Consider the following 24147-nt stretch of genomic DNA (forward strand, 5'->3'; position numbering starts at 1 on the left):
GCCGGCGCCCGGAGGCCCTTCGCACGCACCTTGGGCTAAGCTGCGCCGATGTTCCGCGGACTCGTCTCGCATCCCTGGGCCTACCCGGCGCTGGAGGTGGTGCACATCGTCGGCATCGCGCTGCTGTTCGGCGGGCTGCTGGTGTTCGAGCTGCGCGCGCTCGGCATGGGCCGCGAGCTGCCCGCGCCGCTGCTGGCACGTCTCACGCTGCGCCCTGCCCTCGTCGGCTTCGGGCTGTGCGCGGCCACCGGGCTCACCATGTTCTCGGGCCAGCCCGACGAACTGCTCGCGAACAACGCCTTTCGCATCAAGATGCTCCTGATCGCCCTGGCTGGCGCCAATGCCGCGCTCTTTCATTTCCGCAGCGGTGTCGCGGCCATCGACCGCTTCGGCAAGGTGCAATGCCTTCTGTCCTTGGGGTTTTGGCTCGCTGTCATCATCTGCGGGCGCTGGATTGCCTACCTCTGAACCGCCTGAACCGAAGGAGACCGAGATGATGCAAAGACGCCTCTTCATTGCCGCCTCGATGGGCCTTGCCCTCCCCGCCTGGGCCCACCACGGATGGAGCAGCTTCGACCAGGAGCGACCGCTGTACCTGGAAGGCCGCGCGACCAAGGTCATGTGGCGCAATCCGCATGGCGAACTGGAGCTCGAGCTGCCCGACAACCCCACGCTCCCCGCCGACCTGAAGCAACGCGCCTTGCCCAAGCAGACGACGGCGGTCGACGGCCCCGGGCTGCTGGCAAAGGCGCAATTGCCGACGCGGCGCGATCGCAAATGGCAGGTCGAGCTGGCGCCCCTCACGCGCCTGCAGGCCTGGGGCGTGGAAGAGATCAAGCCCGGCACCCAGGTGGGTGTGCTCGGCTTCACCTTCACCGGCGAGAAAGGCGATGCGGTGCTGCGCGCCGAATACCTGTTCGTCGACGGCAAGGCCTACGGCCTGCGGTCTTCGCCGGCCTGAATGCCGCCGCCGGGGCATGGTCCGCCCCGGCTTGCCAGCAGCACGCGCGATCGGTACATTGCATTTTTTGAAGGCCTGCAATGTCTGTAGATAGCACCCAGATCCCTTCCCCACTCCCGGCCGGCACCACGCCCCTCCCGCCGCTTTCTCCTGTACCGCCGCTCTCGCCGCTGCGCCCCTCCTCGTCGACTGGCCACATCCGCCTCACCTCGCATGCCGGCGGTTTCGGCGCGTTGCCCATCCAGTGGGGCGCGGCCACCGCCACCGAGCGCGGCCCTGTCGTCGGCACGACCACCAAGCGCGCGCACCGCAACGTCATCGGCACGCACAGCGGCTCCTACAGCGTGTACCGCGCGCTCGCGGTGGCGTCCGGCGCCTTGAAGCGCGAGCACAAGGCCGACCTCACCAACACCGCGCCCACCGACGTGATCGGGCCCTATCCGCAATGGGGCGAGCCGGGCCGCATCGTCTCGCTCGACCCCTGGGGAGCGTTGGTGGCCGATGCGTTCTCCACCGAACTGGCCGCGGGCTACGACATCCGCCCGACCATCGCGATCACCAAGGCGCATGTGATCCTGCCCGAGGTGATCGAGGCGCTGCAAAGCGGGCGCCTGAAGGCCGACGGCCACTTCCTCACGACGGGCGGCGCTGCGATGGTGACCAAGGCGGCCATCGAACCCGTGTGGTACCTCCCCGAGGTGGCACGCCGCTTCGGCTGCTCCGAAACCGACCTGCGCCGCACGCTCTTCGAGGAAACCGGCGGCATGTACCCCGAACTCGTCACGCGCTCCGACCTCGAGGTCTTCCTGCCGCCCATCGGCGGGCAGACCATCTACATCTTCGGCAACCCGCGCGACCTGGCCAACCCCGAGGTGGAGCTCACCGCACGCATCCACGACGAGTGCAACGGCTCGGACGTATTCGGCTCCGACATCTGCACCTGCCGCCCCTACCTCACGCACGCGATCGAGGAATGCATCCAGGGCGCGCAGCGCGGCGGCGTGGGGCTCATCGCCTACTCGCGCAAGGAAGGCCGGGCGCTCGGCGAAGTGACCAAGTTCCTGGTCTACAACGCCCGCAAGCGCCAGGTGGGCGGCGACACGGCCGACCAGTACTTCGCGCGCACCGAATGCGTGGCGGGCGTGCAGGACATGCGCTTCCAGGAACTCATGCCCGACGTCTTTCACTGGCTGGGCATCAAGAAGATCCATCGGCTCGTGTCGATGAGCAACATGAAGTTCGACGCGATCACCGGCTCGGGCATCGAGATCGGCGAGCGCGTGAACATCCCCGACGAACTGATCCCGGCCGACGCCCGCGTCGAGATGGACGCCAAGATGGCCGCCGGCTACTTCACGCCCGGTCCGGTGCCGGACGCCGAAGAACTGAAAAAGGCCAAGGGCCGCGGACTCACCGAATGACGACCAGCCACAACACCGACCCAAACATGCCCGTGGACGGCTCCGGCAGCCTGCCGCCCGGCGGCGCGGGCAAGGTCGATCCATCGATCGAATTCACGGCAGACACCGCCCATCCGGCCGGCGCGGCCTCGCTGCTGCGCACCACCGCGGCCATCCGCCAGCGCGCGGGCGCCCTGCTGGCGCGCGCGCGCCGCGGCGAATCGCAGTGGTTCCGCATCGGCAGCGACGACGCGCTCGAAGACGCGGCGCGCACCGTGGCCGAGGTCACGCGCGAGCGCTATCCGTGGGACACCATCCCGTACCACAGCCGCTGGCGCCACTTCGAAGCCGGCGGCGTCGACCGGCTCAAGCAGCTCGACCAGTTGCTTGGCAAGGGCATCGACGCCCGTCAGCGCGCCCGCGCCCACATCGACCTCGTGCTGGTGAGCGTGCTGCTCGACGCCGGCGCCGGCCCCGACTGGCGCTACACCGAACCAGCCACCGGCGAGCGCTATACCCGCTCCGAGGGACTGGGCGTCGCGAGCTTCCATGCGTTCACGAGCGGGCTCTTTTCGTCCGACCCCGAGCATCCGCTGCAGGCCGACGCAGCCGGTCTCAAGGGCCTGGTGACCGACCGGCTGGGCGATGCCTTCCAGGTGAGCGACGTCAATCCGCTGGTGGGCCTCTCGGGCCGCGCCACGCTGCTGCGCCGGCTCGGCGAGGCGATGAGCGAGCAGCCCGAGACCTTCGGCGACGACGGCCGGCCCGGCCGCCTGTTCGATGCGCTGGTCGGCCCCTACGGCCCGGCCGCGCCGCCCACGGCCGAGATCACCGCGCACCAGATCCTGTCGCTGCTGCTCGAATCGCTCTCGCGCATCTGGCCCTCGGCCAATGCGGTGGACAGCATTGCCATCGACGGCAGCGACAACGCAGGCGGCATCGGCTCGGGCGATCCGGCGCTGGCGCTCGGCGACTGCTGGCGCCACAGCGCGGTGCGCGGCCCAGGGCTCACCAACGGCTGGATGCCCTTTCACAAGCTCTCGCAGTGGCTCACCTATTCGCTGCTCGAACCCTTCGAATGGGCCGGCGTGAAGGTACGCCACCTCGATGCGCTCACCGCCCTGCCCGAGTACCGCAATGGCGGCCTCTTGATCGACAGCGGCGTGATCGTGCCGAAGGACCCGGCCTTTCTCACCCGCCGCTGGAAGGCGGGCGACGAATTCATCGTCGAATGGCGCGCCCTCACCGTGGCGCTGCTCGACGAGCTGGCGCCGCGCGTGCGCAAGGTGCTCGACCGTACCGAGGAAGAGCTGCCGCTCGCCTGCGTGCTCGAAGGCGGCACCTGGGCGGCGGGCCGGGCACTGGCACAGCGCTTGCGAGACGGAGCGCCACCGCTCCTGATCGAGAGCGACGGCACCGTCTTTTAGACTCGCGGGTTCACTTCAGCAGCAACGCCAGAAAAAATTCCAATGAGCAACGTCCACCTCGTCGACCACCCCCTCGTCCAGCACAAGCTCACGCTGATGCGCCGCAAGGACGCGTCCACCAACAGCTTCCGCAGGCTCCTCAATGAAATCAGCATGCTCATGGCCTACGAGGTCACGCGCGACATGCCGATGCAGGACATCGAGGTCGAGACCCCGCTGGAGACCATGCAGGCCAAGGTGATCGACGGCAAGAAGCTGGTGCTGGTGTCGATCCTGCGTGCCGGCACCGGCATCCTGGACGGCATGCTGACCGTGGTGCCGGGCGCCCGCGTCGGCCACATCGGCCTGTACCGCGACCCCAAGACGCTCACGGCCGTCGAGTACTACTTCAAGATGCCCGGCGAGATGGAGAACCGCGACGTGATCGTGGTCGACCCGATGCTGGCCACCGGCAACTCGGCGGTGGCTGCGGTCGAGCGGCTGAAGGAGCTGAATCCGAAGTCGATCAAGTTCGTGTGTCTCCTGACCTGCCCCGAAGGCGTGGCGACGATGCAGAAGGCGCACCCGGACGTGCCGATCTACACCGCGGCGATCGACCGCGAGCTGAACAGCCACGGATACATCCTTCCTGGCCTCGGCGACGCGGGCGACCGCATCTTCGGCACGAAGTAACGCTCGCCCCCAGAGTAATAGGGCTCGCCCCCAGGCTGCGCGCACTTCGTGTCGCTGCGCCAACCCCTACCGGGGGCAACACCTGAGGCCCGGCAAAGCCGGTTCCTCGGTGTTTACTGGAAGGGGCCCGTCCGCTACGGAGGCTGGTTGGCGGGCATGGGGATTGCAGGGCTGGTTCTTTCATTTCAATCGAGGAGAAGACCGTGACAGCACGCCGTCAGTTGATCATTCGTTCCGTCGCCATCGCCGCAGCGCTTGCGGCGGGTGCGCCGGGCATCGCGCTTGCGCAGGCCAAGCTCAAGGTGGCGGCGGTGTACACCGTGCCCTTCGAGCAGCAATGGGTGGGCCGCATCCACAAGGCGCTGAAGGCGGCCGAGGCGCGCGGGGAAATCGAATACAAGGCCACAGAGAACGTCAGCAACGCCGACTACGAGCGCGTGATGCGCGAGTACGCGACCGGCGGCAACCAGCTGATCCTGGGCGAGGTGTTCGGCGTGGAAGCGGCAGCGCGCAAGGTCGCGAAGGACTTTCCGAAGGTCGCCTTCCTCATGGGCTCGTCGCTCAAGCCGCAGGCACCCAATTTCAGCGTGTTCGACAACTACATCCAGGAGCCGGCGTACCTGAGCGGCATGGTGGCCGGCGGCATGACCAAGAGCAACCGCATCGGCATGGTCGGCGGCTTTCCGATTCCCGAAGTCAACCGTCTGATGAACGCCTTCATGGCGGGCGCGAAGGAAACGAACCCCAAGGTCGAGTTCAGCGTGAGCTTCATCAACAGCTGGTTCGACCCGCCCAAGGCCAAGGAAGCGGCCTTCGCGATGATCGACAAGGGCGCCGACATCATGTACGCCGAGCGCTTCGGCGTGTCCGATGCCGCCAAGGAAAAGGGCAAGCTCGCCATCGGCAACGTGATCGACACGCAGAGCCAGTATCCCGAGACGGTGGTCGCCTCGGCCCTGTGGAACTTCGAGCCTTCGGCCGATCGCGCGATCAAGCTGGTGAAGGAAGGCAAGTTCGCGGCGGAAGACTACGGCGTCTACTCGCAGATGAAGCACAAGGGCTCGGAGCTCGCGCCGCTCGGCACGTTCGAGAAGAAGGTGCCGGCCGACATCGTCGCCAAGGTGAAGGCCAGGCAGGCCGACATCCTCTCGGGCAAGTTCACCGTGAAGGTGGATGACTCCCAACCCAAGTCGACCGCAAAGTGAGCCAGCAGATGACGACGATGCGCTGGCGCACTCTTCTTTCGGCCGGTGTGCTGGCCCTCGGTCTCACGGGCTGCGTCGGTGTCTACAAGGGCACAGGCGTCAGCATCAACAGCAGCACGCGGCTGGACGACACGCCGCGCATCGCGGTCATCTCGGCCTTCGAGCCCGAGCTCAAGCTGCTGCTCGCGCGCCTGCAGGGGCCTTCGAAGCACCGCGTGAACGGCGTCGAGTTCACCACCGGCACGCTCGAGGGCAAGCCGGTCGTGCTGTTCCTCTCGGGCATCAGCATGACGAACGCGACGATGAACACGCAGCTCGTGCTCAACCGTTTTCGCGTGACGAGCATCGTGTTCAGCGGCATCGCGGGCGGCGTGAATCCGTCGCTGCACGTCGGCGACGTGACGGTGCCCGCGCAATGGGGCCAGTACCTCGAGGTGCTGATGGCACGCGAAACCGCACCCGGCAAGTACACCGCGCCGCCCTTCATCAAGGACGCCACGTTCCCGAACTTCGGCATGGTGCATCCGCGGCCGGTCGAGGTCCGCTCGGCGACCAAGCCCGAAATCGAGCGCAAGTTCTGGTTCGAGGTCGATCCGAAGATGCTCGAGGTGGCCCGCAGCATCCGCACTGTCGACCTCGCGAACTGCAGCGCCGGCAAGTGCCTCGCGCGCAAGCCCCAGCTGGTGATCGGCGGCAACGGCGTCTCGGGCCAGGCCTTCATGGACAACAAGGCCTTCCGCGAATACACCTTCAAGACCTTCCAGGCCAATGTGCTCGACATGGAAACCGCGGCCGTGGGCATGGTGGCCTACAGTAACGGCGTGCCGTACATCGCCTTCCGCTCGCTCAGCGACCTCGCGGGCGGCGGCGACGGCGAGAACGAGATGGGCACTTTCATGGGCATCGCGGCCGACAACTCGGCCAAGGTGATGCTGGCGTTCCTGGCTGCCTGGAAGTAACCGCGCTTCCGCTCCCTTCCCCTCCAGGGGAAGGGGCAAGGACTTCATGAACAGCACCACCATTCTTCGCCTTCAAGGCATCACCAAGCGCTTCGGCACCCTCGTCGCGAACGACGCCATCTCCCTCGACCTGCAAGCCGGCGAAGTGCTCGCGCTGCTCGGCGAGAACGGCGCGGGCAAGTCGACGCTGATGTCGATCCTGTTCGGCCACTACGTCGCCGACGAAGGCAGCATCGAAGTGTTCGGTGCGCCGCTGCCGCCGGGCAACCCCAAGGCCGCGCTCGCCGCGGGCGTAGGCATGGTGCACCAGCACTTCACGCTGGCCGACAACCTGAGCGTGCTCGACAACGTGATGATGGGCACCGAGCCGCTGTGGCGCCCGGTGTCGCGCCGTGCCGCGGCCCGCGCCCGGCTGCTCGACGTGGCGCAGCGCTTCGGCCTGCCGGTGCAGCCCGACGCGAAGATCGGCAGCCTCTCGGTCGGCGAGCGGCAGCGCGTGGAAATCCTCAAGGCGCTGTACCGCGGCGCACGCATCCTGATCCTCGACGAGCCGACGGCCGTGCTCACGCCGCAGGAGAGCGAAGCACTGTTCGCCACGCTCGCGCAGATGGTGGCGCAGGGCCTGTCGGTGATCTTCATCAGCCACAAGCTGGGTGAGGTGCTGCGCGTGTCGCACCGCATCGCCGTGCTGCGCGGCGGCAAGCTCGTGGCCGAGGCGCGCACGGCCGACACCACGCAGGCGCAGCTTGCGCTGTGGATGGTCGGGCATGCGGTCGAGGCGCCGCAGCGGCGGCCGGCAAAGACCGTGGGCGATGCCGTCTGCGTGCTCGACCATGTGAGCACCGCGTCCGCCAAGGACGGCGGGCAGGACCGGCTGCGCGAGGTGTCGCTGACGCTGCGCGCGGGCGAGATCACCGCCATCGCGGGCGTCTCGGGCAACGGGCAGGTGGCACTGGCCGAACTGCTCTGCGGCACACGCCGCGCCGTCTCCGGCTCCGCCCAGTTGATGGGCCGCGCACTGCCGCCCTCGCCCGCCCGGCTGGTGCAGCGCGGCGTGGCGCGCATCCCCGAAGACCGGCATGCGGTCGGCGTGGTGGGCGATCTGCCGGTGTGGGAGAACGCGGTGTCCGAGCGATTGCGCAGTCCCGTCTTCTCTCGCTGGTCTGTGTTCGTTCGGCGTGCGGCTGCACGGCTGCATGCCCGGCGCATTGAAAAGGCATTCGACGTGCGCGGCGCCGGGCTCATGGCGCCGGCCCGCTCGCTCTCTGGCGGGAACATGCAGAAGCTGATCCTGGGACGCGCATTGCTCGCGCCCGAGCAGGTGGAAGACGCTGACAACAAGAAATACCCGAACCGCGCCCCGCGCCTCATCGTCGCGCACCAGCCGACCTGGGGCCTGGACATCGGCGCCGTCGCCTACGTGCAACAGCAGCTCATCGCCGCGCGCGATGCCGGCGCAGCGGTGCTGGTGATTTCCGACGACCTCGACGAAGTGCTCACGCTCGGCGACCGCGTCGCGGTGATGCACGGCGGCCATCTCGGCGAAGCGCGCCCGGCCGCGGCGTGGACCCGCGAAGCCATCGGGCTGGCGATGGCCGGCGCCACGAAAGGCGCGCCATGATGCGGCTCGAACGACGCCACGAAACCTCCCGCGCCGCGCTGGTGCTGGCGCCCATCGGCGCTGTCGTCTTCACCATGGTGGTGAGCGCGCTGCTCGTGCTCTGGGCCGGCGCACCGGTCGGCCGCACCTATGCGCTGCTGCTGCAGGGCGGCTTCGGCTCGGTGTTCGCGTGGAGCGAGACGCTCACGCGCGCGATCCCGCTGATCCTCACCGGCCTCGCCGCGACGGTCGCATTCAAGGCACGGCTCTTCAACATCGGCGCGGAGGGACAGCTCTTCGCCGGTGCCCTCGCAGCCGTGGCCGTGGGCGGCATGCACGGCGGCACGGGTTTCGAGCTGTCGCCCTGGGTGCTGTTCCCGCTGATGATGCTGGCCGCCGCGGTGGCGGGCGCCCTGCTGTTGCTGGGCCCGGCGCTCATGAAGAACAAGCTCGGTGTCGACGAGGTGGTGACCACGCTGCTGATCAACTTCATCGTGCTGCTCGGCGTCTCGGCGCTGCTCGACGGGCCGATGAAGGACCCGACCGCCATGGGCTGGCCGCAGAGCGTGTCGCTGCAGTCCGACCTCGAACTGGGCAAGCTCATCGCCCAGACGCGCGTGCACACCGGGCTCATCTGGGCGGTGTCGCTCGCGGTGATCGTGTGGGCGATCTTCAAGTACACGGTGCTGGGTTTCGACATCCGCGCGGTCGGCGCGAATGCGCGCGCCGCCGCGTTCGCCGGCGTGCCGGTCACGCGCACCGTGGTGATGGTCGCGCTGCTCTCGGGCGCGCTGGCCGGGTTGGCCGGTGCCATCGAGGTGGCGGGCCGCACGAGCTACGTCACGCTCGACATGTCGCCGGGCTACGGCTACACCGGCATCGTGATCGCCATGCTTGCAGGCCTGCACCCGCTCGGTGTGATTGCGGCCGGCGTGTTCGTGGCCGGCGTGCTGGTCGGCGCCGACACCATGAGCCGCGCGGTGGGCGTGCCGACCTACATCGCCGACGTGATCGTCGCGGCCTCGCTGATCGCGGTGCTGGTGGCGACGCTGCTCACGCAATACCGCGTGCGGATGACGAAATGACCGACCTGCTCGACATCCTCGCCAACCCTGCCTTCTGGGTCGCGGTGCTGCGCATCGCCACGCCGCTCATCCTCGGCACGCTGGGTGTGCTGCTGTGCGAACGCGCGGGCGTGCTCAACCTCGGCATCGAAGGGATCATGGTCGCGGGCGCCTTCACCGGATGGCTCGCGGTGTATGCCGGCGCACCGCTGTGGGTCGGCGTCGGCGTGGCCGCGCTCACGGGCATGGTGTTTGGACTGCTGCACGCCTTTCTCACGGTGGGCCTCGCGCTCTCGCAGCACGTCTCGGGCCTCGGCATCACGCTGCTCGCGACCGCGCTCAGCTACTTCGGCTACCGCGTGAGCTTTCCGAAGGTGAACACGCCGCCGACCATCACGCCCTTCGCGCCGATGGACTGGCTGCCCGTGCCCATCCTCAATGCGCAGACCGCGCTCACGCTGTTCGCGTTGCTGCTGGTTCCGGCGGTCGGCTGGGTGCTGTACCGCACACCGCTCGGCCTGGCGCTGCGCATGGTCGGCGAGAACCCGCAGGCGGCCGAGAGCCAGGGCGTGTCGGTCGCGGCCACGCGAACGGGCGCCATCGTCGCGGGCTCGGCGCTGATGGGCATGGCGGGCTCGTTCCTCACGCTCTCGGCCTTCAACGCCTTCTTCTTCAACATGGTGAACGGCCGTGGCTGGATCTGCGTGGCACTGGTGGTGTTCGCCTCGTGGCGGCCCGGCAAGGCCCTGCTCGGTGCGCTGCTGTTCGCGTTCTTCGATGCGCTGCAACTGCGGCTGCAACAATCGGGCGACGCCGTGCTGCCCTACCAGCTCTACCTGATGCTGCCGTACCTGCTGTCGATCCTCGCGCTGGTGCTGGTGGCGCGCAAGGCCAGCTACCCGCAGGCGCTCATGAAGCCGTACCGCAAAGGGGAACGTTGAGATGATGAAGACGACCGCTGCAACCCTGCTCGCCGCGCTGCTCTCGCTCGCCGGTACCGGCGCGCAGGCGCTGGGCAGCGACTACAGCTACGACACCTTCAAGACGCCCGATTCCGTGAGCTGGGTGCAGCTGTGCGGCACCTGGGGCAAGAACCACCAGGGCACCTACCGCGTGGTCCATGCAGACCAGTACGCGCAGTCGTTCCTTTACGTGCAGTGGATGACGCGCGACGCCAACGGCGGCCTGCATGCCGAGCACACCGTCGCCATCGCCGAACTCGACAACGACCACGCCGAGATCGCCCTCACCGACATCACCTGCCGCGCCACGCCGCGCGGCATCGTGGTGACGGCGAAGGCCTCGTCCGGGCATGACGACAAGCTGCGCCGCGTGACGATCGAGGTCGGGCCCGCGGCGGGCCAATACCGGTATCGGGCGCAGCGCACGCGCTGAACGACAGTCCCAGGAACTCCCACGATGCTCGACCTCCTCATCACCAACGCCACCCTCCCCGACGGCCGCGCCGGCATGTCGATCGCCGTGCAAAACGGCCGCATCGCCGAGGTCACCGAAGGCCTGGACGCCCCGGCGCACGAAAAGCTCGATGCGCAAGGCATGCTCCTCGCGCCTCACTTCGTCGACCCGCATTTCCACATGGACGCCACGCTGAGCTACGGCCTGCCGCGCGTCAACGAGAGCGGAACGCTGCTCGAGGGCATCGCGCTGTGGGGCGAGCTCAAGCCGCTGCTCACCGCCGATGCGTTGATCGAACGCGCGCTCGCCTACTGCGACTGGGCCGTGGCCAAGGGCCTGCTGGCCATCCGCACGCATGTGGACACGAGCGATGCGAGCCTGCTCGCCGTCGATGCACTGCTGGAAGTCAAGCGCCAGGTCGCCCCCTGCATCGACTTGCAGCTGGTCGCCTTTCCGCAGGACGGCGTGCTGCGCTCGCCGGGCGGCGTCGAGAACCTCACGCGCGCGCTCGACAAGGGCGTGGACGTGGTCGGTGGCATTCCGCATTTCGAGCGCACCATGGCCGACGGCGCCGCCAGCGTGAAGCTGCTGTGCGAGCTGGCCGCGGAGCGCGGCAAGCTGGTGGACATGCACTGCGACGAATCGGACGATCCGCTCTCGCGGCACATCGAGACGCTGGCCTTCGAGGCGCAACGCCTGGGCCTGCAGGGCCGCGTGACCGGCTCGCACTGCACATCGATGCACTCGATGGACAACTACTACGTGAGCAAGCTGCTGCCGCTCATTGCGCAGAGCGGCGTGGCCGTCATCGCCAACCCGCTCATCAACATCACGCTGCAAGGCCGCCACGACACCTACCCGAAGCGCCGCGGCATGACGCGCGTGCCCGAGCTGATGGCCGCTGGCGTGAACGTCGCCTTCGGCCATGACTGCGTGATGGACCCCTGGTACGGCATGGGCTCAGGCGACATGCTCGAAGTGGCGCACATGGGCCTGCACGTGGCGCAGATGACGAGCCAGGCGGGCATCCGCCAGTGCTTCGAGGCGGTGACCACGAACGCCGCGCGTGTGATGCACCTGCAGGACTACGGCATCGCGGCAGGCTGCGACGCGAGCTTCGTGCTGCTGCAGGCGCGCGATGCGGTCGAGGCGATCCGGCTGCGCGCGACGCGGCTCAAGGTGTTCCGCAAGGGAAAGCTGCTGGCGGAAACGCCGGCGGCCACGGCCACACTGCATCTCCCAGGCCGGGCAGCGTCGAGCAGCTGGATGATCTCCAGGGGCTGAGCCCATGCAGGGCCTCTCGTTCCGTCCGATGCAGGCCTCGGACCTGCCCCTGCTGCGCGAATGGCTCGGCCGACCACATGTGACCGAGTGGTGGGGCCCCGCGCCGTCGCAGGCCGAAGTCGATGAAGACTACGCACCGATGCTGTCGCCCGCATCGACCGACCGCGCATACATCGCCCTGCTCGGCGAGGTGTCCATCGGGTATATCCAGTCCTACGTTGTCATGGGCTCGGGCAACGGCTGGTGGGAGGACGAGCGCGATCCGGGCGCACGCGGCATCGATCAGTTTCTCGCCGATGCCGAACAGTTGAATCGCGGGCTGGGCAGCACGATGGTCCGCGCATTCGTCGATCTCCTGTTCCTCGATGCGGCCGTGACGAAGGTGCAGACCGATCCGTCCCCGAGCAATCACCGCGCGATCCGCAGCTACCTGCGCGCCGGTTTCCATGAACAGGGCCAAGTGATCACACCGGACGGCCCCGCCCTGCTGATGGTGCGAACCCGCTGAACAACGATCGCCGATTGCGTCGAGCCCGGACACGCCGATCCGCCCGCCAGCGACTCGCTGCGCATCGGCAGCATCGCGGAACGGGATCGGCTGCCGCCGCGCAGGCAGCAGTGGTGCAGGTCGGCACTCGGCTGGTCGCAGGACATCAGCGGCCTGCCGGACAAGCCGACCCAATAGGGCTCATCCCCGGCCAGCCCGTTCGAGGTCGCACCACATGTGCACCTTCGCGAGCAAGGCGCCGTCGACCGCGATGGCCAGCGGCTCGATGCCGAAGACTTCGAAGCCGCAGCGCTCGTACAGCGTCTGCGCAGCCGCGTTGCCTTCGGTCACCGTGAGCTGCACCAGCCGCAGCCCGCCATGCGCGCGCGCATGGTCGAGCACGGCCTGCACCAGCCGGCGGCCGAAGCCAGCGCGGCGTGCCGAGGCCATCACCGACATGCCGAACAGCGTGCCCTTGTGGCGCGCACGCTCGCGGTCTTCGAAGCTCAGGCCGGCGGCGCCCACGAGCACGCCCGTATCGTCGAACGCGCCGTAGACCACGCTCGCCGCATCCGCCTCAGCGCCCAGGCGCTTCTCCCACCAGCCGAGCGGCAGGTCCTGGCGCTCGCCGACGGTGGAAGTGAAGGCACTGGGATGCGTCGCGTAGGCATCGAGCATCACGGCGCGGTAGGCCGCAGCGTCCGCGGCGGTCAGCCGGCGAACGACGTTGCGATCCTTCCGCGTGATTTCTTCAGAAGCGGACACAGACGGATTGCCTTTCCTGCAGCACCGCCTCCTGGCCGAACTTCTTGCGGTACGTGTCGATGATGCCGGCAATGGCCGCATCGTCCTTTGCACTGCGTGGATGCAGCAGCACCACGAGCTTGGAGGGCTCGCGCACCACGCCGCCCGAGGCGCCGCGCCATTGGCCGACCGCATCGAGAACGGTCAGGCCCTGCGGGAATGCGGGGGTCACGGCGCTGTCGAGAAAACCGGCCCACTGCGCATCCGACACCTGACCGCCGGCCGGTATGGCTCGGCCGAAGAAGAGCGTGTCGCGCTCGAAGGCGTCAAAGCCGGCGTCGCAGGTTCTGCCCGCCGTCGACGCGGAGGGCAACATGCCGCAACCCGCGAGCGCGGTCACCATGAGCGCGATCAGCGCCAGGCGGGTGCGGGGAGCAGCGTGCGCCATGAACATTCAGACCTTCTCAGGCCTCGGGGGCGATCGCCTCGGCGTATTCGTAGAGCGCACCGAGGATCTCTTCGCCGCGCTCGTCCGCGGTTTCAGAGAGCGCATCGACCTCGCTGAACAGCTGCTCGATGGTGCGCGCCCCGCCCTCGCCATGAAACAGGCGCGCCACGCGCAGCGCCTCCCAGCGTTCGGCCTCTTCGGGGGCAAGCGATTCAGGCCAGTTGCGCGCGCGGTAGCGGAACACGATTTCCTCCAGGCGGCCGTCGTCAAAACCGGTGCGGTCCTTGGCGAGTTCGCCGGCGGAAAGGCCGCGCAGCTGGTTCAGGCGCCGGCGGTCGGCATTGCCGACGAAGCCGCCGTAGAGGTCTTCATCGACATCCGGCGTAGCCTCCTTCGGCCGCGCGTACACCTGCGACCAGATCGCGCTCATGTCGGGCAGGTCGCGCGCGATGGCGGCGTGGCGCATCGCGGTGTCGAGGTCGACGCCCCAGCGCTCGGCCATCGGCGGCGCGAGCGTGCGCAGGTTGCCCACCACCATCGGCGATTTGTTGAGGTGGATGCCCTTGACCGGCAGGCGCACCACGCCTTCGGGCAGATCGGCGGTGCGGGTGAAGAGCCGCAGGCGCAGCGTTTCGACATCGAGGTCGCGCAGCTCGCTCGGGTCGTGGGCGAGGTCCCAGGCAAGCAGCTCGTTCTTGTTGGTCGGGTGGCTCGCCAGTGGCCACATCACGGCGAGGCAGCCGCGCTCCACCGGGAACATGCCCGAGACGTGCAGGAAGGGCTTGGCGGTTTCGCGCATCGCGGGCAGGCCGAGCTCGCTCGCGACGCGATCTTTCTTGTGCAAGCCAAAAGCGAAATCGAACAGCTTGGGCTGTCTGTCCCGGATGAGCCGCGCCAGCGCGATGGTCGCGCGCACGTCCGAGAGCGCATCGTGCGCCGACTCGTGCAGCAGGCCGTTGGCGCGCGCGAGGTCTTCGAGCTTGAAGCTGGGCTTGCCGTCTTCCTTCTTCGGCCACTCGATGCCCTCGGGGCGCAACGCGTAGGTGAGGCGCACCACGTCGAGCAGGTCCCACCGGCCACAGTCGTTCTGCCACTCGCGCGCGTACGGGTCGATCAGGTTGCGCCAGAACAGGAAGCGCGTCACCTCGTCGTCGAAGCGGATGGTGTTGTAGCCCACGCCGATGGTGCCGGGCTGCGAGAACGCGCGTTCGATCTGCGCGGCGAAGTCGTGCTCGGGAATGCCGCGCTCCAGGCACACCTGCGGCGTGATGCCGGTGATGAGGCAAGCCTCGGGGCTGGGCAGGTAGTCCGGCGCGGGCTTGCAATAGATCATCAGCGGCTCCCCGACTTCGTTCAACTCGGCATCGGTGCGGATGGCGGCGAACTGCGAGGGGCGATCGCGACGCGGCACGGCGCCGAAGGTTTCGTAGTCGTGCCAGAGAAAGGTGTGGTTCATTCAGAGCAAGGGTGAAAACAAGCGCGCAATGGCATCGCCGAGACGACGCCAGAAATTCTGTGGCCGGTTGGCGCGCACCGCGCCGGAACTGTGCAGGTCGGTCTCGAACTGCGCTGCCAGCGGCCGGGCCAGTTCGGGGCCGTAGACCACCGCGCAGACCTCGAAGTTGAGCCGGAAGCTGCGATTGTCGAAATTCGCGGTGCCGATCATCGCGCAATGGTCGTCGACCACCAAGGTCTTGGAGTGCAGCATGCGTGCCTTGTACTCCCAGACCTTGACGCCCGCGGCGATCAGCTCGTCGAAGTACGAGCGCGCGGCGGCGCTCACGATGGCCGAGTCGCTGCGGCGCGGCACGAGCAGGCGCACGTCGACGCCGCGCAGTGCGGCGCTCGTCAGCGCCATCAGCGCGGGCTCGCCGGGCACGAAGTAAGGCGTGGTGAGCCAGGCGCGGTGCGTGGCCGAATGGATCGCCTCGACGTGCATGCGGTGGATGGGCTCGAGCGCGTTGTCGGGGCCGCTGGTCACGATCTGCACGGGGATGTCGCCCGCGTCGATCTGCGGCAGCAGCACGGCCATGGTGGCGTCCATGCCGCGCGGGTCTTCGCCGGTGGCGTAGGTCCAGTCTTCGAGGAAGGTGGTCTGCAGCCAGCGCACCGCGCTACCCTCGATGCGCAGGTGCACGTCGTGGTAGGCGTCGGGGTTGGTGCGCTTGTCTTCCTCGTCGGTGATGTTCACGCCGCCAGTGAAGCCCACGCGGCCGTCGCACACCACGATCTTGCGGTGGGTCCGGTAGTTGGTCACCGGGCGCAGGCGTCGGCCGATCTTGGTGTCATGGAACAGCGCGACCTTCACGCCCGCCTCGTGCAGCGGCGCCATGAACTTGCGGCCGATGCGCTTGGAGCCGAGGGCATCGAGCAGCAAGCGGACGACGACCCCCTCTTTCGCGCGCTCGACCAGAAGGTCGCGCAGCGCGGTGCCGATCTTGTCGGGCTCGAAGATGTAGTACTCGAGGTGGATGTGGTTCTTCGCCGCACGCACCGCCTCGAAGATCGCATCGAAGGTGCGCGCGCCCCCCGAGAGCAGCTCCACATCGGACGCGCTCGACACAGGCAGCCCGCAGGCCGCGGTGCCCAGTCGCGCCATCTGCTGCAGCGCCGGAGGCGCGTTCTGCGCCGCGTCGCGCAACCGGGCAAGGTCAGCCTGCGCGGAAGCCCCGGCGCGGCTGCGCAACCGCTTGATGCGCTGCTTGCGCAAACGCTGCGGCCCGAGGAAGTAATAGATGACGAAGCCCGCGAACGGCAGCAGCGCCAGCGACAGGATCCAGCTCATCGTGGACACCGGCGCCCGCTTCTGCATCACGATCCAGATCGACAGCACGGCGATGTAGCCGCTCCACGCGAGGGAGAGGCCGGTTTTCCATTCGTGGCTGAGTTCGGGGAGGATCAAGGTAACGAAGACGGGTGGATGGATTTCGGCCGCCCAAAGAAAAAGGCCGGCAGCGCGATGCTACCGGCCTTTGGAGGCGGTTCCGCGGCCTCATCGGCCACGGAATGCCCGGTTTCTCAGCCTGCGGCGGCTTCTTCAGCCTCGGGCTTGGACTTGCCTTCCTTCTTCGGCAGCGGCTGGATGTCCAGCAACACTTCGTCCTTGTCGTCGAGGTCGACTTCGAGGCGACCGCCGTCGGTCAGGCGACCGAACAGCAGTTCGTCGGCCAGTGCACGACGGATCGTGTCCTGGATCAGACGCTGCATCGGACGCGCGCCCATCAGCGGATCGAAGCCCTTCTTCGCCAGGTGCTTGCGCAGCTTGTCGCTGAACGTGACTTCCACCTTCTTCTCGGCCAGCTGCGTTTCGAGTTGCAGCAGGAACTTGTCGACCACGCGCAGGATGATGTTCTCGTCGAGCGCCTTGAAGTTGACGATGGCGTCCAGCCGGTTGCGGAACTCGGGCGAGAACAGGCGCTTGATGTCGCCCATTTCGTCGCCCGCCTGACGCGGGTTGGTAAAGCCGATGGTCGCCTTGTTCATGGTCTCGGCACCCGCATTCGTCGTCATGATGATGATGACGTTGCGGAAGTCGGCCTTGCGCCCGTTGTTGTCGGTCAGCGTGCCATGGTCCATGACCTGCAGCAGCACGTTGAAGATGTCCGGATGCGCCTTCTCGATTTCGTCGAGCAGCAACACCGAATGCGGCTTCTTCGTGACAGCTTCGGTCAACAGACCGCCCTGGTCGAAACCAACGTAGCCCGGAGGCGCGCCGATCAGGCGGCTCACCGCGTGACGTTCCATGTACTCCGACATGTCGAAGCGGATCAGCTCGATGCCCATGATGTAGGCAAGTTGCTTGGCCGCTTCGGTCTTGCCGACGCCCGTGGGACCGGAGAAAAGGAACGAGCCGATCGGCTTGTCGCCCTTGCCCAGGCCCGAACGCGCCATCTTGACCGCGGAGGCCAGCACCTCGAGTGCCTTGTCCTGGCCGAACACCACGCTCTTCAAGTCGCGCTCGATCGTCTGCAGCTTGCTGCGGTCGTCGTTGCTGACGTTGGCCGGGGGAATGCGCGCGATCTTCGCGACGATTTCCTCGACCTCGGTCTTGCTGATGGTCTTCTTGCGCTTGCTCGGCGGCAGGATGCGCTGCGCGGCACCGGCTTCGTCGATGACGTCGATCGCCTTGTCGGGCAGATGACGGTCATTGATATACTTGGCGCTCAGCTCGGCGGCGGCCTGCAGGGCTGCCACCGCGTACTTCACGCCATGGTGTTCCTCGAAGCGCGACTTCAGGCCCTTGAGGATGTCGACGGTTTCCTGCACCGACGGCTCCACCACGTCGACCTTCTGGAAACGACGCGACAGGGCCGCATCCTTCTCGAAGATGCCGCGGTATTCGGTGAACGTGGTCGCACCGATGCACTTGAGCTGGCCGCTCGAGAGCGCGGGCTTCAGCAGGTTCGACGCGTCGAGCGTACCGCCCGAAGCTGCGCCCGCACCGATCAGCGTGTGGATTTCGTCGATGAAGAGCACGGCGTTCGGCTTGTCCTTCAGCGACTTGAGCACGCCCTTCAGGCGCTGCTCGAAATCGCCGCGGTACTTGGTGCCGGCCAGCAATGCGCCCATGTCGAGCGAGTAGACCTGCGCCTCGGCGAGGATCTCGGGCACGTCGCCCTGGGTGATGCGCCATGCCAGGCCTTCCGCAATTGCGGTCTTGCCCACACCGGCCTCGCCCACGAGCAGCGGATTGTTCTTGCGCCGGCGGCACAGGATCTGGATGACGCGCTCGACCTCGTATTCGCGGCCGATCAGCGGATCGATCTTGCCGTCCTTGGCGAGCTGGTTGAGGTTTTGGGTGAACTGCTCGAGCGGCGATGCCTTCTCGTTGCGTTCACCGCCGCCCTCTTCGCCTTCACCTTGAGGCGCTTCACCGCTGCCCTTGACGGCTTCCGGCGGATCGCTCTTCTTGATGCCGTGGGCAATGAAGTTCACCACGTCGAGGCGGGTCACGCCCTGCTGGTGGAGGTAGTAGACGGCGTGCGAGTCCTTCTCACCGAAGATCGCGACCAGCACGTTGGCGCCGGTGACTTCCTTCTTGCCGTTGCCGGTGGACTGCACATGCATGATGGCGCGCTGGATCACGCGCTGGAAACCCAGCGTGGGCTGGGTGTCTACATCGTCGGTACCCGCCACTTGCGGCGTGTTGTCCTTGATGAAGTTGGTGAGCGACGCCCGAAGGTCGTCGACGTTCGCCGAGCAGGCGCGCAGAACCTCTGCGGCGCTCGGGTTGTCCAGCAAAGCGAGCAGCAGATGCTCCACGGTGATGAACTCGTGGCGCTGCTGCCGGGCCTCGACGAAGGCCATGTGCAAGCTGACTTCCAGTTCCTGGGCAATCATGTGATTTCCTTTTGCCTTGCTGTAAATAAGTTCTCAGATGGGTTGGAGCTTGCGCAATTCAACAGGTTCACGCAACTGGCTCACTGACACATTGCAGCGGGTGCCCAGCCTGCTGCGCGGCCTCCATGACCTGATTCACTTTAGTGGCTGCCATGTCGCGGGAATAAACCCCACAGACACCGCGGCCATCGAGGTGGATCTTCAACATGATCTGCGTCGCGGTTTCGCGGTCTTTGCTGAAGTATTCCTGCAGCACCACGATCACGAACTCCATGGGGGTGTAGTCATCGTTCAGCATGACCACCTGGTACATCTGGGGCGGCGCAGTTTTCTGCGGCCGGCGCTCCAGAACGACCGAATCTCCGTCATCCCCGGCCGGTTTTTGGGCCGGGGGGGTGGGGGGAGTCTTGGGAATTCTCGTTGCCATGAAAAAGATTCTATAGAGCGTGCAAGCACCGTGCCGACGCGAGAAGACTTGGTGGCGCGTATTCGACAAATCAAGAGCCTTGCGCCGCGTACGACAGCATGAAGCGCGAAATAACTCGGCGAATTGCCGGCCTGCTCAGATATTGCGCAGGATTGGCTTATTTGGCGCTGACATTTTCCGGCTGCGCGGCTGGACCGGAGGCGGCAAATCGGGCGGCAATGCGTCGATTTCCTCATCGGTGAGCTCCCTTTCGGGCTCCTCTGCCACGACGACAGGCACTGGTTGCGGTGCGCGGACGCTCATTGCTTCATGCATATCCGCAGGAGCCGGAGGCGGCACAGGTGCCGATTTTTTCCCCAGGTCACGACCCGATGGCTGCGCCGCGTTCGGCCTGGAAGCAACGGGCTCCAGCAGCAACGCGCGCCACTCGGCCTGCCTGCGTTCTTCCTGCTCCGACTGCCAGCGCTTCTGTTCGCGCAACAACTCCTTGTGGCGCTCCTTGTGCTGCCGCCCCAGAAACTCAAGTTCAACCCGAGCCGCCTGCTGCACCCACTGCGGCACGCACAGCAAGGCTTGCTGCAAGTCCCGCTGAACTTGCTCGCTGGCGAGTTCGAAAGCCCGTCGCTGCGCCTTCAGCTGCGCGCGAGCCGTCTGCGAAAAGACCCAGGCGCCCAGACCCGCACCGAGCGCTCCCAGGACGATGCAGGTCAACAGAAAGCAGATCTGCATCTCAAACCCCATCAAGCGCGTTCCCCCTCTGCATCCCATTTATGCAAAAGGTCGAGCGGAATGGCATTGGCCACCAGCGCAAAACGCTGGCCGACCATGCGCTCGGCCTGTTTGAGCAACACCGCCACCGGGCTGCTGGGTTCGTGGTTTTCGAACCACTCGCGTGCGTTGCGAATGGCCCGAAGCACGTCGTCGCGCGGAGCGAGACCGGAAACGCCCGGGTGCGCGGCGCCTTCTCGAGATGGGACAGGCTCGGCGCGGTGGATCGCGTCGATTTCGTCGAAAGGCTTCAGGAGGTCGATCAGCGCTTGAAGTGAAGGCGCGTCCCCACCCAGCTGGCGTGCCGCCCAGCCAGCGATCTGCCGGGTTGCCCGCAGTGCCTGCGACAACAGGTTCACCGGAGCGTCGGCATCGCCCTTCGCAGCAAGACGCAGTTGGGCAAGCTGCTGGGCAACAGATTCAGGACTCAGCGCGTCCGCCAGGCGCGGCACCGACCAGGAACGCTCGATTTCACGCACCGTCAAGTGCCTCGCGGCATTGGCCGCGACAACGATCTCCCGCACATCGCCCAGCAATCCATCGGGATCCGCCAACGCCGCCAGGGCGTTAGCGCGCACCGCCGGATCACGCTCCCCCTCGACAACGAGCTGCGGATGCACCTCATCGGGCCAGCGCTCCAGAACTTCCGAGAGCACGGTCAACGACTGCGCGAGCCCCGCGGCCTGCGCCACCCTTGCGCGCGCCCGGCACAACCAGACGAACAGGCTGATGTCCCGGGTCCGCAGCAGCAGGCGGCGGCAATCGCGCTCGATCTCGGCCCAGTTCGGCGCTTCCGGCGTTCCGACGAACTGCCCATATTGCGCATCGCCGCGCGGTGACATGCGCGAGAGCAGCACGGCGTACTCCGCGTCGTATTCAAGGCTGGGACCGCAAGGGTCCCTGGCGTTCAAGGGTTCGAGTTCGACGGCCGGTACGAGAGGTCTGGCAACGTAGGTCATGGATATCGCGAGAAAGAAAGAGTCAGAAGAGTCAGTGAACGGCCTGGGTGACCCGAGTGGACTGGGTATCGCCGCGATGGCGCGAGCCGATGTATTGCTCGGGCTCGAACACCATTCCCACGGTGAAGCCGACAACTTGCGCGGCTTGGCCCTGCGAACCTCCCAGCCATGTGGACCATCCGAGCTTTTCCGAATCGTCGAGGCGGGCGGGCGGCGTGCTGTCGTTGCGCAGACGCAGCTCGACCTCCCAGACAAACTCGTGGCCGATGAAGCCCCGCACCCATTCGACGAGCAACGGAAGGTCTCGCCCGTGGGGGGTGAAGCGCAGGTACTGGTCGAGCGTCAATGGCCCGATCACCAGCCGGAACTTGTTCTGCCGATCGGCCACGACCTCCCCCGCAATCGCCCCCACCGCCATGACACTGGAAGCGCGAGCCTGGCCGAGGCGGCACTCGTCTTCGTCGTCGATGCGAATCCAGTGCAGCACGAACTCCTGGAGCTGCACGGGTACGGCAAAGAAGCGGGCGAGCGTGGCAGCCAATCCGTCGGGGTTGCGGGCCTCGCGGGTCAGGTGCGTCGAGGCGGCGAGGCGGGCATGCGTGGGCAGTGCCGAGTCGCGGATCTCCAACGGGTCATGCCCCGTGAGGCGAGCCACGTAGCGACTGAAGGCTTCGTCCTCGGCGCGGTCCAGCCCCGCCGCAGCCTGGCTCTGCGCCCACGCGCGGTACATGTGCGTCAGGTAGCGGTGGTGGAAAAGGTCCAGGAAATCCGCCAATGTGCTGTCGTTGTGGTTCTCGACGCGGTCGCGGATCAGCTCCGTGTAATGCAACGGAAGTGGTCCGTTGGGACCCAGCAGGCCCAGGCCGTACACGCGCACCATGGGAAGGTTCGGGTTGTTTCCCGAGCGTGGCAGCACCGCTCCCGGAAAGGCCGGTTGTTGCTCGCCCGGCAGCGCGGCGCCGGCGATTTCGCGCGGCGCGAATATCAATGCCGCCACCTGTCCCAATCGAAAGGACTCCTGCTGCGGACGGCTGGCGAGCCCGATCGGGGGCTGCGCCGAACAAGCCGCACCGATGCGCCTCAATACGGCAAAGAAGCCGAACTTCCAGGGGGCATCGCGCAAACGCGCGAACATTTCCTGCAGCGCAGGTCTCGCAGGAGATTGCCTCACAGAGCGCCTTCGCGATCGCTGTCGCCACGGCGAGCGCCTGCACCGGTCGATCCGATCCGGACATGGCTGTCCGGCGAGAGCTCGTGATGCTCGCGCCGCGTGAGGCTGGGCAACGGGACCCTGGTCTCGCGGGCAAGCTCTGGCGCGAACATGCCCAGCAGCTCCTGCGAGGGCTCCACATCGAGAAGGCCCGATCTCGCGAACGGTTCGAACGCCTCGATGACCTGGTCGATGCCTTCGCGCGGCAGAAGAATGTCTCGCAGCAACGGATACGCCTCGGCCTGCCTGCTCAACTCTTCCAACGTGGGGGCCGCCTCCGTACCGAAAGCCACGAAGCCCTCCCAGGGAGTGCGGCCGGCGAGCTGGCCGGGATCCTGGACCACGCGCACGAATTCCTCGTGCAACGCGTCCAGCAGAACATCTGCAGGCCCGGCATCGAGTGACGGCCCGGCGGAAGGCGCGGTCCGCGCTTCGAGCCGCGGTCTTTCGTCAAGCAACGCGGCCAAGGTGTCCGCGGCGGGGCGAGACCTTGCACCCGCGATATCGAGCACCCCGAAAGGATCAGCAAGAGGATCGATTCGCCGGCCTTCGTCGCTGCCCTGGTCATCCAGGGCGCGCAGATCGACGGCTTGTGGCGATGCGGAGCCGATGTTCCGGTCTTCAGGCACGCCCAACTGGACCGTTTGTGCTTCGAGGGCCACAGGCATACGTTCGGGCGCCTTTCGGGCCTCTTGCGCCCCCTGCTCCAGCACGAAGCGCAGCAGCCCCAGTTCGAGCGTATCCCCCACGGCGACAGGCACCACCGCGCCTGCCCGGACTCGCCTGCCGTTGCGCGCGCACATCAGCGTGTAGCTGCCATTGCGCAATTGCCATCCCTCCGATTCCCCGCACCAGGCAATGCGGCACAGATTGGCGACGCCTCCTGCGCCAACGCTGCGGTGCCCGGCACCCGGCTGGAGGATGTCGGCCATGCCTGCACCGGCCGGCGGAATCCACATGGTTTCATCTCGCGCCTCGCCGCCGCTGTGGGTGAGGCGAAGAACCAAAGAAGCCATGTGGGTACTCCCCATGCGAGGACCGCCGGTGTTCACGGCGAGACGCTCCACAGTCTTATCAGCTTGTTGGCCGCACCGATGAACCGGCCGTTGACATCCTGTTGCCAGAACGCACTTTCGGCACGTACGCCCTGCAGGCGATGCGGCCAATCGGCCCAAGGAAGATAGCGGACGCCATGCAGTTCGGCCGCAGGATCGTTGCGAGGGGCCGGGCCCGTTCGCTGATCGAGCAGGGCTTGCATCCAGCGAACGCGCTGTACGGAGAAGTTCTTTTCCAACTCGCGGCTCTCCGCCCGCAAAGCATGCAACGTCGCCTTCAGGGCCTGAATATCGGCAAGGCCCATGCATGCCTGGCGGGCGACGGCGCGCGCAAGCCAGAACTGCCAATCGAGCGGCTGACGAAGCTGCGCCTCGAAATGCCGCATGGCTTGGCGTGGCAACTGTTGCTGATAGATCACCAGGGGACGAGGCCGCCCGTCCCTGTCGACAGACAGCGCAATCACGCCAAGCACAAACCGTCGCCGCGCAAACGGCAAGGTGCCGGGCGGCAGCGCGAAAGCGACCGGCACCGAAGTGGCCCTCGCGGTGGCCTCGATGTCCGCGTCAAGGCCGTGCGCCGCGAACCATTGCGTCCATGCCTGGCCTTCACCATGCCGCACGCCGCTGCATACGATGTCCGTGTAACCCGGCAGCCTGCCCCAGATAGCGGGCGGAGATGTGCGCCAGGGAGCGATCAGTCTTGAGAGCATGGGATCAGAAC

The 24147-nt window shown here is 67.0% G+C and carries 24 protein-coding genes; 13 read left to right on the forward strand and 11 right to left on the reverse strand.

The window, feature by feature from the left end; all coding sequences use genetic code 11:
• The first annotated feature begins 48 nt into the window (after positions 1–48).
• From J2W23_RS20555 to J2W23_RS20615, 13 genes are all read left to right on the forward strand, one after another.
• Entirely contained in the window at positions 49–468 is a 420-nt protein-coding gene (locus J2W23_RS20555; protein WP_013541657.1) for a hypothetical protein, read from the forward strand.
• A gap of 25 nt (positions 469–493) precedes the next feature.
• A complete protein-coding gene (locus J2W23_RS20560) occupies positions 494–961 on the forward strand; it encodes a DUF6152 family protein (RefSeq protein WP_307650049.1) in 468 nt (155 codons plus the stop codon).
• Between the two features lie 80 nt (positions 962–1041).
• The gene (locus J2W23_RS20565; RefSeq protein ID WP_307650050.1) at positions 1042–2382 is read left to right on the forward strand and encodes a GTP cyclohydrolase II; all 1341 of its coding nucleotides are present in this window, start codon (positions 1042–1044) and stop codon (positions 2380–2382) included.
• Positions 2379–3788, forward strand: coding sequence for a URC4/urg3 family protein (locus tag J2W23_RS20570; protein ID WP_307650051.1), 1410 nt, complete (start codon positions 2379–2381; stop codon positions 3786–3788). The genes J2W23_RS20565 and J2W23_RS20570 overlap by 4 nt, the downstream gene beginning before the upstream one ends.
• Positions 3789–3830: 42 nt before the next feature.
• Positions 3831–4460, forward strand: coding sequence for a uracil phosphoribosyltransferase (upp, locus tag J2W23_RS20575; protein WP_013541661.1), 630 nt, complete (start codon positions 3831–3833; stop codon positions 4458–4460).
• Positions 4461–4663: 203 nt separating this feature from the next.
• Entirely contained in the window at positions 4664–5665 is a 1002-nt protein-coding gene (locus J2W23_RS20580; RefSeq protein WP_307650052.1) for a BMP family protein, read from the forward strand.
• Between the two features lie 8 nt (positions 5666–5673).
• Positions 5674–6624: a 5'-methylthioadenosine/S-adenosylhomocysteine nucleosidase gene (locus J2W23_RS20585; protein WP_307650077.1), complete on the forward strand. Its 951-nt coding sequence runs from the start codon at positions 5674–5676 to the stop codon at positions 6622–6624.
• A 46-nt stretch (positions 6625–6670) separates the two neighbouring features.
• Positions 6671–8245 (forward strand): ABC transporter ATP-binding protein, encoded by a 1575-nt coding sequence (locus tag J2W23_RS20590; protein ID WP_307650053.1) that lies wholly within the window; start codon positions 6671–6673, stop codon positions 8243–8245.
• A complete protein-coding gene (locus J2W23_RS20595; protein WP_307650078.1) occupies positions 8245–9309 on the forward strand; it encodes an ABC transporter permease in 1065 nt (354 codons plus the stop codon). The genes J2W23_RS20590 and J2W23_RS20595 overlap by 1 nt, the downstream gene beginning before the upstream one ends.
• Positions 9306–10229, forward strand: coding sequence for an ABC transporter permease (locus tag J2W23_RS20600; RefSeq protein ID WP_013541667.1), 924 nt, complete (start codon positions 9306–9308; stop codon positions 10227–10229). The genes J2W23_RS20595 and J2W23_RS20600 overlap by 4 nt, the downstream gene beginning before the upstream one ends.
• Before the next feature lies 1 nt (position 10230).
• Positions 10231–10683: a hypothetical protein gene (locus J2W23_RS20605; protein ID WP_176657590.1), complete on the forward strand. Its 453-nt coding sequence runs from the start codon at positions 10231–10233 to the stop codon at positions 10681–10683.
• Between the two features lie 24 nt (positions 10684–10707).
• Positions 10708–11988, forward strand: a complete 1281-nt coding sequence (locus J2W23_RS20610; protein WP_307650054.1) for an amidohydrolase family protein — start codon at positions 10708–10710, stop codon at positions 11986–11988.
• Positions 11989–11992: 4 nt separating this feature from the next.
• Positions 11993–12496, forward strand: coding sequence for a GNAT family N-acetyltransferase (locus J2W23_RS20615; RefSeq protein WP_307650055.1), 504 nt, complete (start codon positions 11993–11995; stop codon positions 12494–12496).
• 180 nt (positions 12497–12676) lie between these two features.
• Here the strand turns inward: J2W23_RS20615 and J2W23_RS20620 are convergent, their stop codons facing one another.
• The 11 genes from J2W23_RS20620 to J2W23_RS20670 all read right to left on the reverse strand — a co-directional run bounded on the left by J2W23_RS20620 (position 12677) and on the right by J2W23_RS20670 (position 24136).
• Positions 12677–13240 carry a GNAT family N-acetyltransferase gene (locus tag J2W23_RS20620; RefSeq protein WP_307650056.1) on the reverse strand — a complete coding sequence of 188 codons (564 nt, stop codon included), beginning with the start codon at positions 13238–13240 and terminating at the stop codon, positions 12677–12679.
• Positions 13227–13673 (reverse strand): DUF3574 domain-containing protein, encoded by a 447-nt coding sequence (locus tag J2W23_RS20625; RefSeq protein WP_307650057.1) that lies wholly within the window; start codon positions 13671–13673, stop codon positions 13227–13229. Before J2W23_RS20625 ends, J2W23_RS20620 begins: the two co-directional genes overlap by 14 nt.
• Before the next feature lie 10 nt (positions 13674–13683).
• Positions 13684–15123, reverse strand: coding sequence for an exodeoxyribonuclease I (gene sbcB, locus J2W23_RS20630; RefSeq protein WP_307650058.1), 1440 nt, complete (start codon positions 15121–15123; stop codon positions 13684–13686).
• Positions 15124–16569 (reverse strand): cardiolipin synthase, encoded by a 1446-nt coding sequence (cls, locus tag J2W23_RS20635; RefSeq protein WP_307650059.1) that lies wholly within the window; start codon positions 16567–16569, stop codon positions 15124–15126. It abuts the gene before it with no gap.
• 116 nt (positions 16570–16685) lie between these two features.
• A complete protein-coding gene (gene clpA, locus J2W23_RS20640; protein ID WP_042578228.1) occupies positions 16686–19007 on the reverse strand; it encodes an ATP-dependent Clp protease ATP-binding subunit ClpA in 2322 nt (773 codons plus the stop codon).
• 67 nt (positions 19008–19074) lie between these two features.
• The gene (gene clpS / locus J2W23_RS20645; protein ID WP_013541678.1) at positions 19075–19434 is read right to left on the reverse strand and encodes an ATP-dependent Clp protease adapter ClpS; all 360 of its coding nucleotides are present in this window, start codon (positions 19432–19434) and stop codon (positions 19075–19077) included.
• A 135-nt stretch (positions 19435–19569) separates the two neighbouring features.
• Positions 19570–20175, reverse strand: a complete 606-nt coding sequence (locus J2W23_RS20650; RefSeq protein WP_307650060.1) for a hypothetical protein — start codon at positions 20173–20175, stop codon at positions 19570–19572.
• Positions 20175–21161 (reverse strand): type VI secretion system protein TssA, encoded by a 987-nt coding sequence (locus J2W23_RS20655; RefSeq protein ID WP_307650061.1) that lies wholly within the window; start codon positions 21159–21161, stop codon positions 20175–20177. The genes J2W23_RS20650 and J2W23_RS20655 overlap by 1 nt, the downstream gene beginning before the upstream one ends.
• Before the next feature lie 31 nt (positions 21162–21192).
• Entirely contained in the window at positions 21193–22296 is a 1104-nt protein-coding gene (gene tssG / locus J2W23_RS20660; protein WP_307650062.1) for a type VI secretion system baseplate subunit TssG, read from the reverse strand.
• A gap of 32 nt (positions 22297–22328) precedes the next feature.
• Complete coding sequence (locus J2W23_RS20665) at positions 22329–23387, reverse strand: TagK domain-containing protein (protein WP_307650063.1); 1059 nt, start codon at positions 23385–23387, stop codon at positions 22329–22331.
• 32 nt (positions 23388–23419) lie between these two features.
• Positions 23420–24136, reverse strand: coding sequence for a TagF domain-containing protein (locus J2W23_RS20670; protein WP_307650064.1), 717 nt, complete (start codon positions 24134–24136; stop codon positions 23420–23422).
• Between the last annotated feature and the right edge of the window lie 11 nt (positions 24137–24147).

The sequence above is a fragment of the Variovorax boronicumulans genome (assembly GCF_030812215.1).
GTDB classification, from domain to species: domain Bacteria; phylum Pseudomonadota; class Gammaproteobacteria; order Burkholderiales; family Burkholderiaceae_C; genus Variovorax; species Variovorax boronicumulans_C.

What these genes read in the sequence shown, in the direction of transcription:
- J2W23_RS20610 (WP_307650054.1), top strand. Translation starts at nt 10,708, where the DNA reads ATGCTCGACCTCCTCATCACCAACGCCACCCTCCCCGACGGCCGCGCC.
- J2W23_RS20595 (WP_307650078.1), top strand. Translation starts at nt 8,245, where the DNA reads ATGCGGCTCGAACGACGCCACGAAACCTCCCGCGCCGCGCTGGTGCTG.
- J2W23_RS20570 (WP_307650051.1), top strand. Translation starts at nt 2,379, where the DNA reads ATGACGACCAGCCACAACACCGACCCAAACATGCCCGTGGACGGCTCC.
- J2W23_RS20650 (WP_307650060.1), bottom strand. Translation starts at nt 20,175, where the DNA reads ATGGGGTTTGAGATGCAGATCTGCTTTCTGTTGACCTGCATCGTCCTG.
- clpA (WP_042578228.1), bottom strand. Translation starts at nt 19,007, where the DNA reads ATGATTGCCCAGGAACTGGAAGTCAGCTTGCACATGGCCTTCGTCGAG.
- sbcB (WP_307650058.1), bottom strand. Translation starts at nt 15,123, where the DNA reads ATGAACCACACCTTTCTCTGGCACGACTACGAAACCTTCGGCGCCGTG.
- J2W23_RS20615 (WP_307650055.1), top strand. Translation starts at nt 11,993, where the DNA reads ATGCAGGGCCTCTCGTTCCGTCCGATGCAGGCCTCGGACCTGCCCCTG.
- tssG (WP_307650062.1), bottom strand. Translation starts at nt 22,296, where the DNA reads ATGTTCGCGCGTTTGCGCGATGCCCCCTGGAAGTTCGGCTTCTTTGCC.
- J2W23_RS20600 (WP_013541667.1), top strand. Translation starts at nt 9,306, where the DNA reads ATGACCGACCTGCTCGACATCCTCGCCAACCCTGCCTTCTGGGTCGCG.
- J2W23_RS20565 (WP_307650050.1), top strand. Translation starts at nt 1,042, where the DNA reads ATGTCTGTAGATAGCACCCAGATCCCTTCCCCACTCCCGGCCGGCACC.
- J2W23_RS20670 (WP_307650064.1), bottom strand. Translation starts at nt 24,136, where the DNA reads ATGCTCTCAAGACTGATCGCTCCCTGGCGCACATCTCCGCCCGCTATC.
- J2W23_RS20585 (WP_307650077.1), top strand. Translation starts at nt 5,674, where the DNA reads ATGACGACGATGCGCTGGCGCACTCTTCTTTCGGCCGGTGTGCTGGCC.
- J2W23_RS20665 (WP_307650063.1), bottom strand. Translation starts at nt 23,387, where the DNA reads ATGGCTTCTTTGGTTCTTCGCCTCACCCACAGCGGCGGCGAGGCGCGA.
- J2W23_RS20560 (WP_307650049.1), top strand. Translation starts at nt 494, where the DNA reads ATGATGCAAAGACGCCTCTTCATTGCCGCCTCGATGGGCCTTGCCCTC.
- J2W23_RS20590 (WP_307650053.1), top strand. Translation starts at nt 6,671, where the DNA reads ATGAACAGCACCACCATTCTTCGCCTTCAAGGCATCACCAAGCGCTTC.
- J2W23_RS20625 (WP_307650057.1), bottom strand. Translation starts at nt 13,673, where the DNA reads ATGTTCATGGCGCACGCTGCTCCCCGCACCCGCCTGGCGCTGATCGCG.
- upp (WP_013541661.1), top strand. Translation starts at nt 3,831, where the DNA reads ATGAGCAACGTCCACCTCGTCGACCACCCCCTCGTCCAGCACAAGCTC.
- clpS (WP_013541678.1), bottom strand. Translation starts at nt 19,434, where the DNA reads ATGGCAACGAGAATTCCCAAGACTCCCCCCACCCCCCCGGCCCAAAAA.
- J2W23_RS20555 (WP_013541657.1), top strand. Translation starts at nt 49, where the DNA reads ATGTTCCGCGGACTCGTCTCGCATCCCTGGGCCTACCCGGCGCTGGAG.
- J2W23_RS20655 (WP_307650061.1), bottom strand. Translation starts at nt 21,161, where the DNA reads ATGACCTACGTTGCCAGACCTCTCGTACCGGCCGTCGAACTCGAACCC.
- J2W23_RS20605 (WP_176657590.1), top strand. Translation starts at nt 10,231, where the DNA reads ATGATGAAGACGACCGCTGCAACCCTGCTCGCCGCGCTGCTCTCGCTC.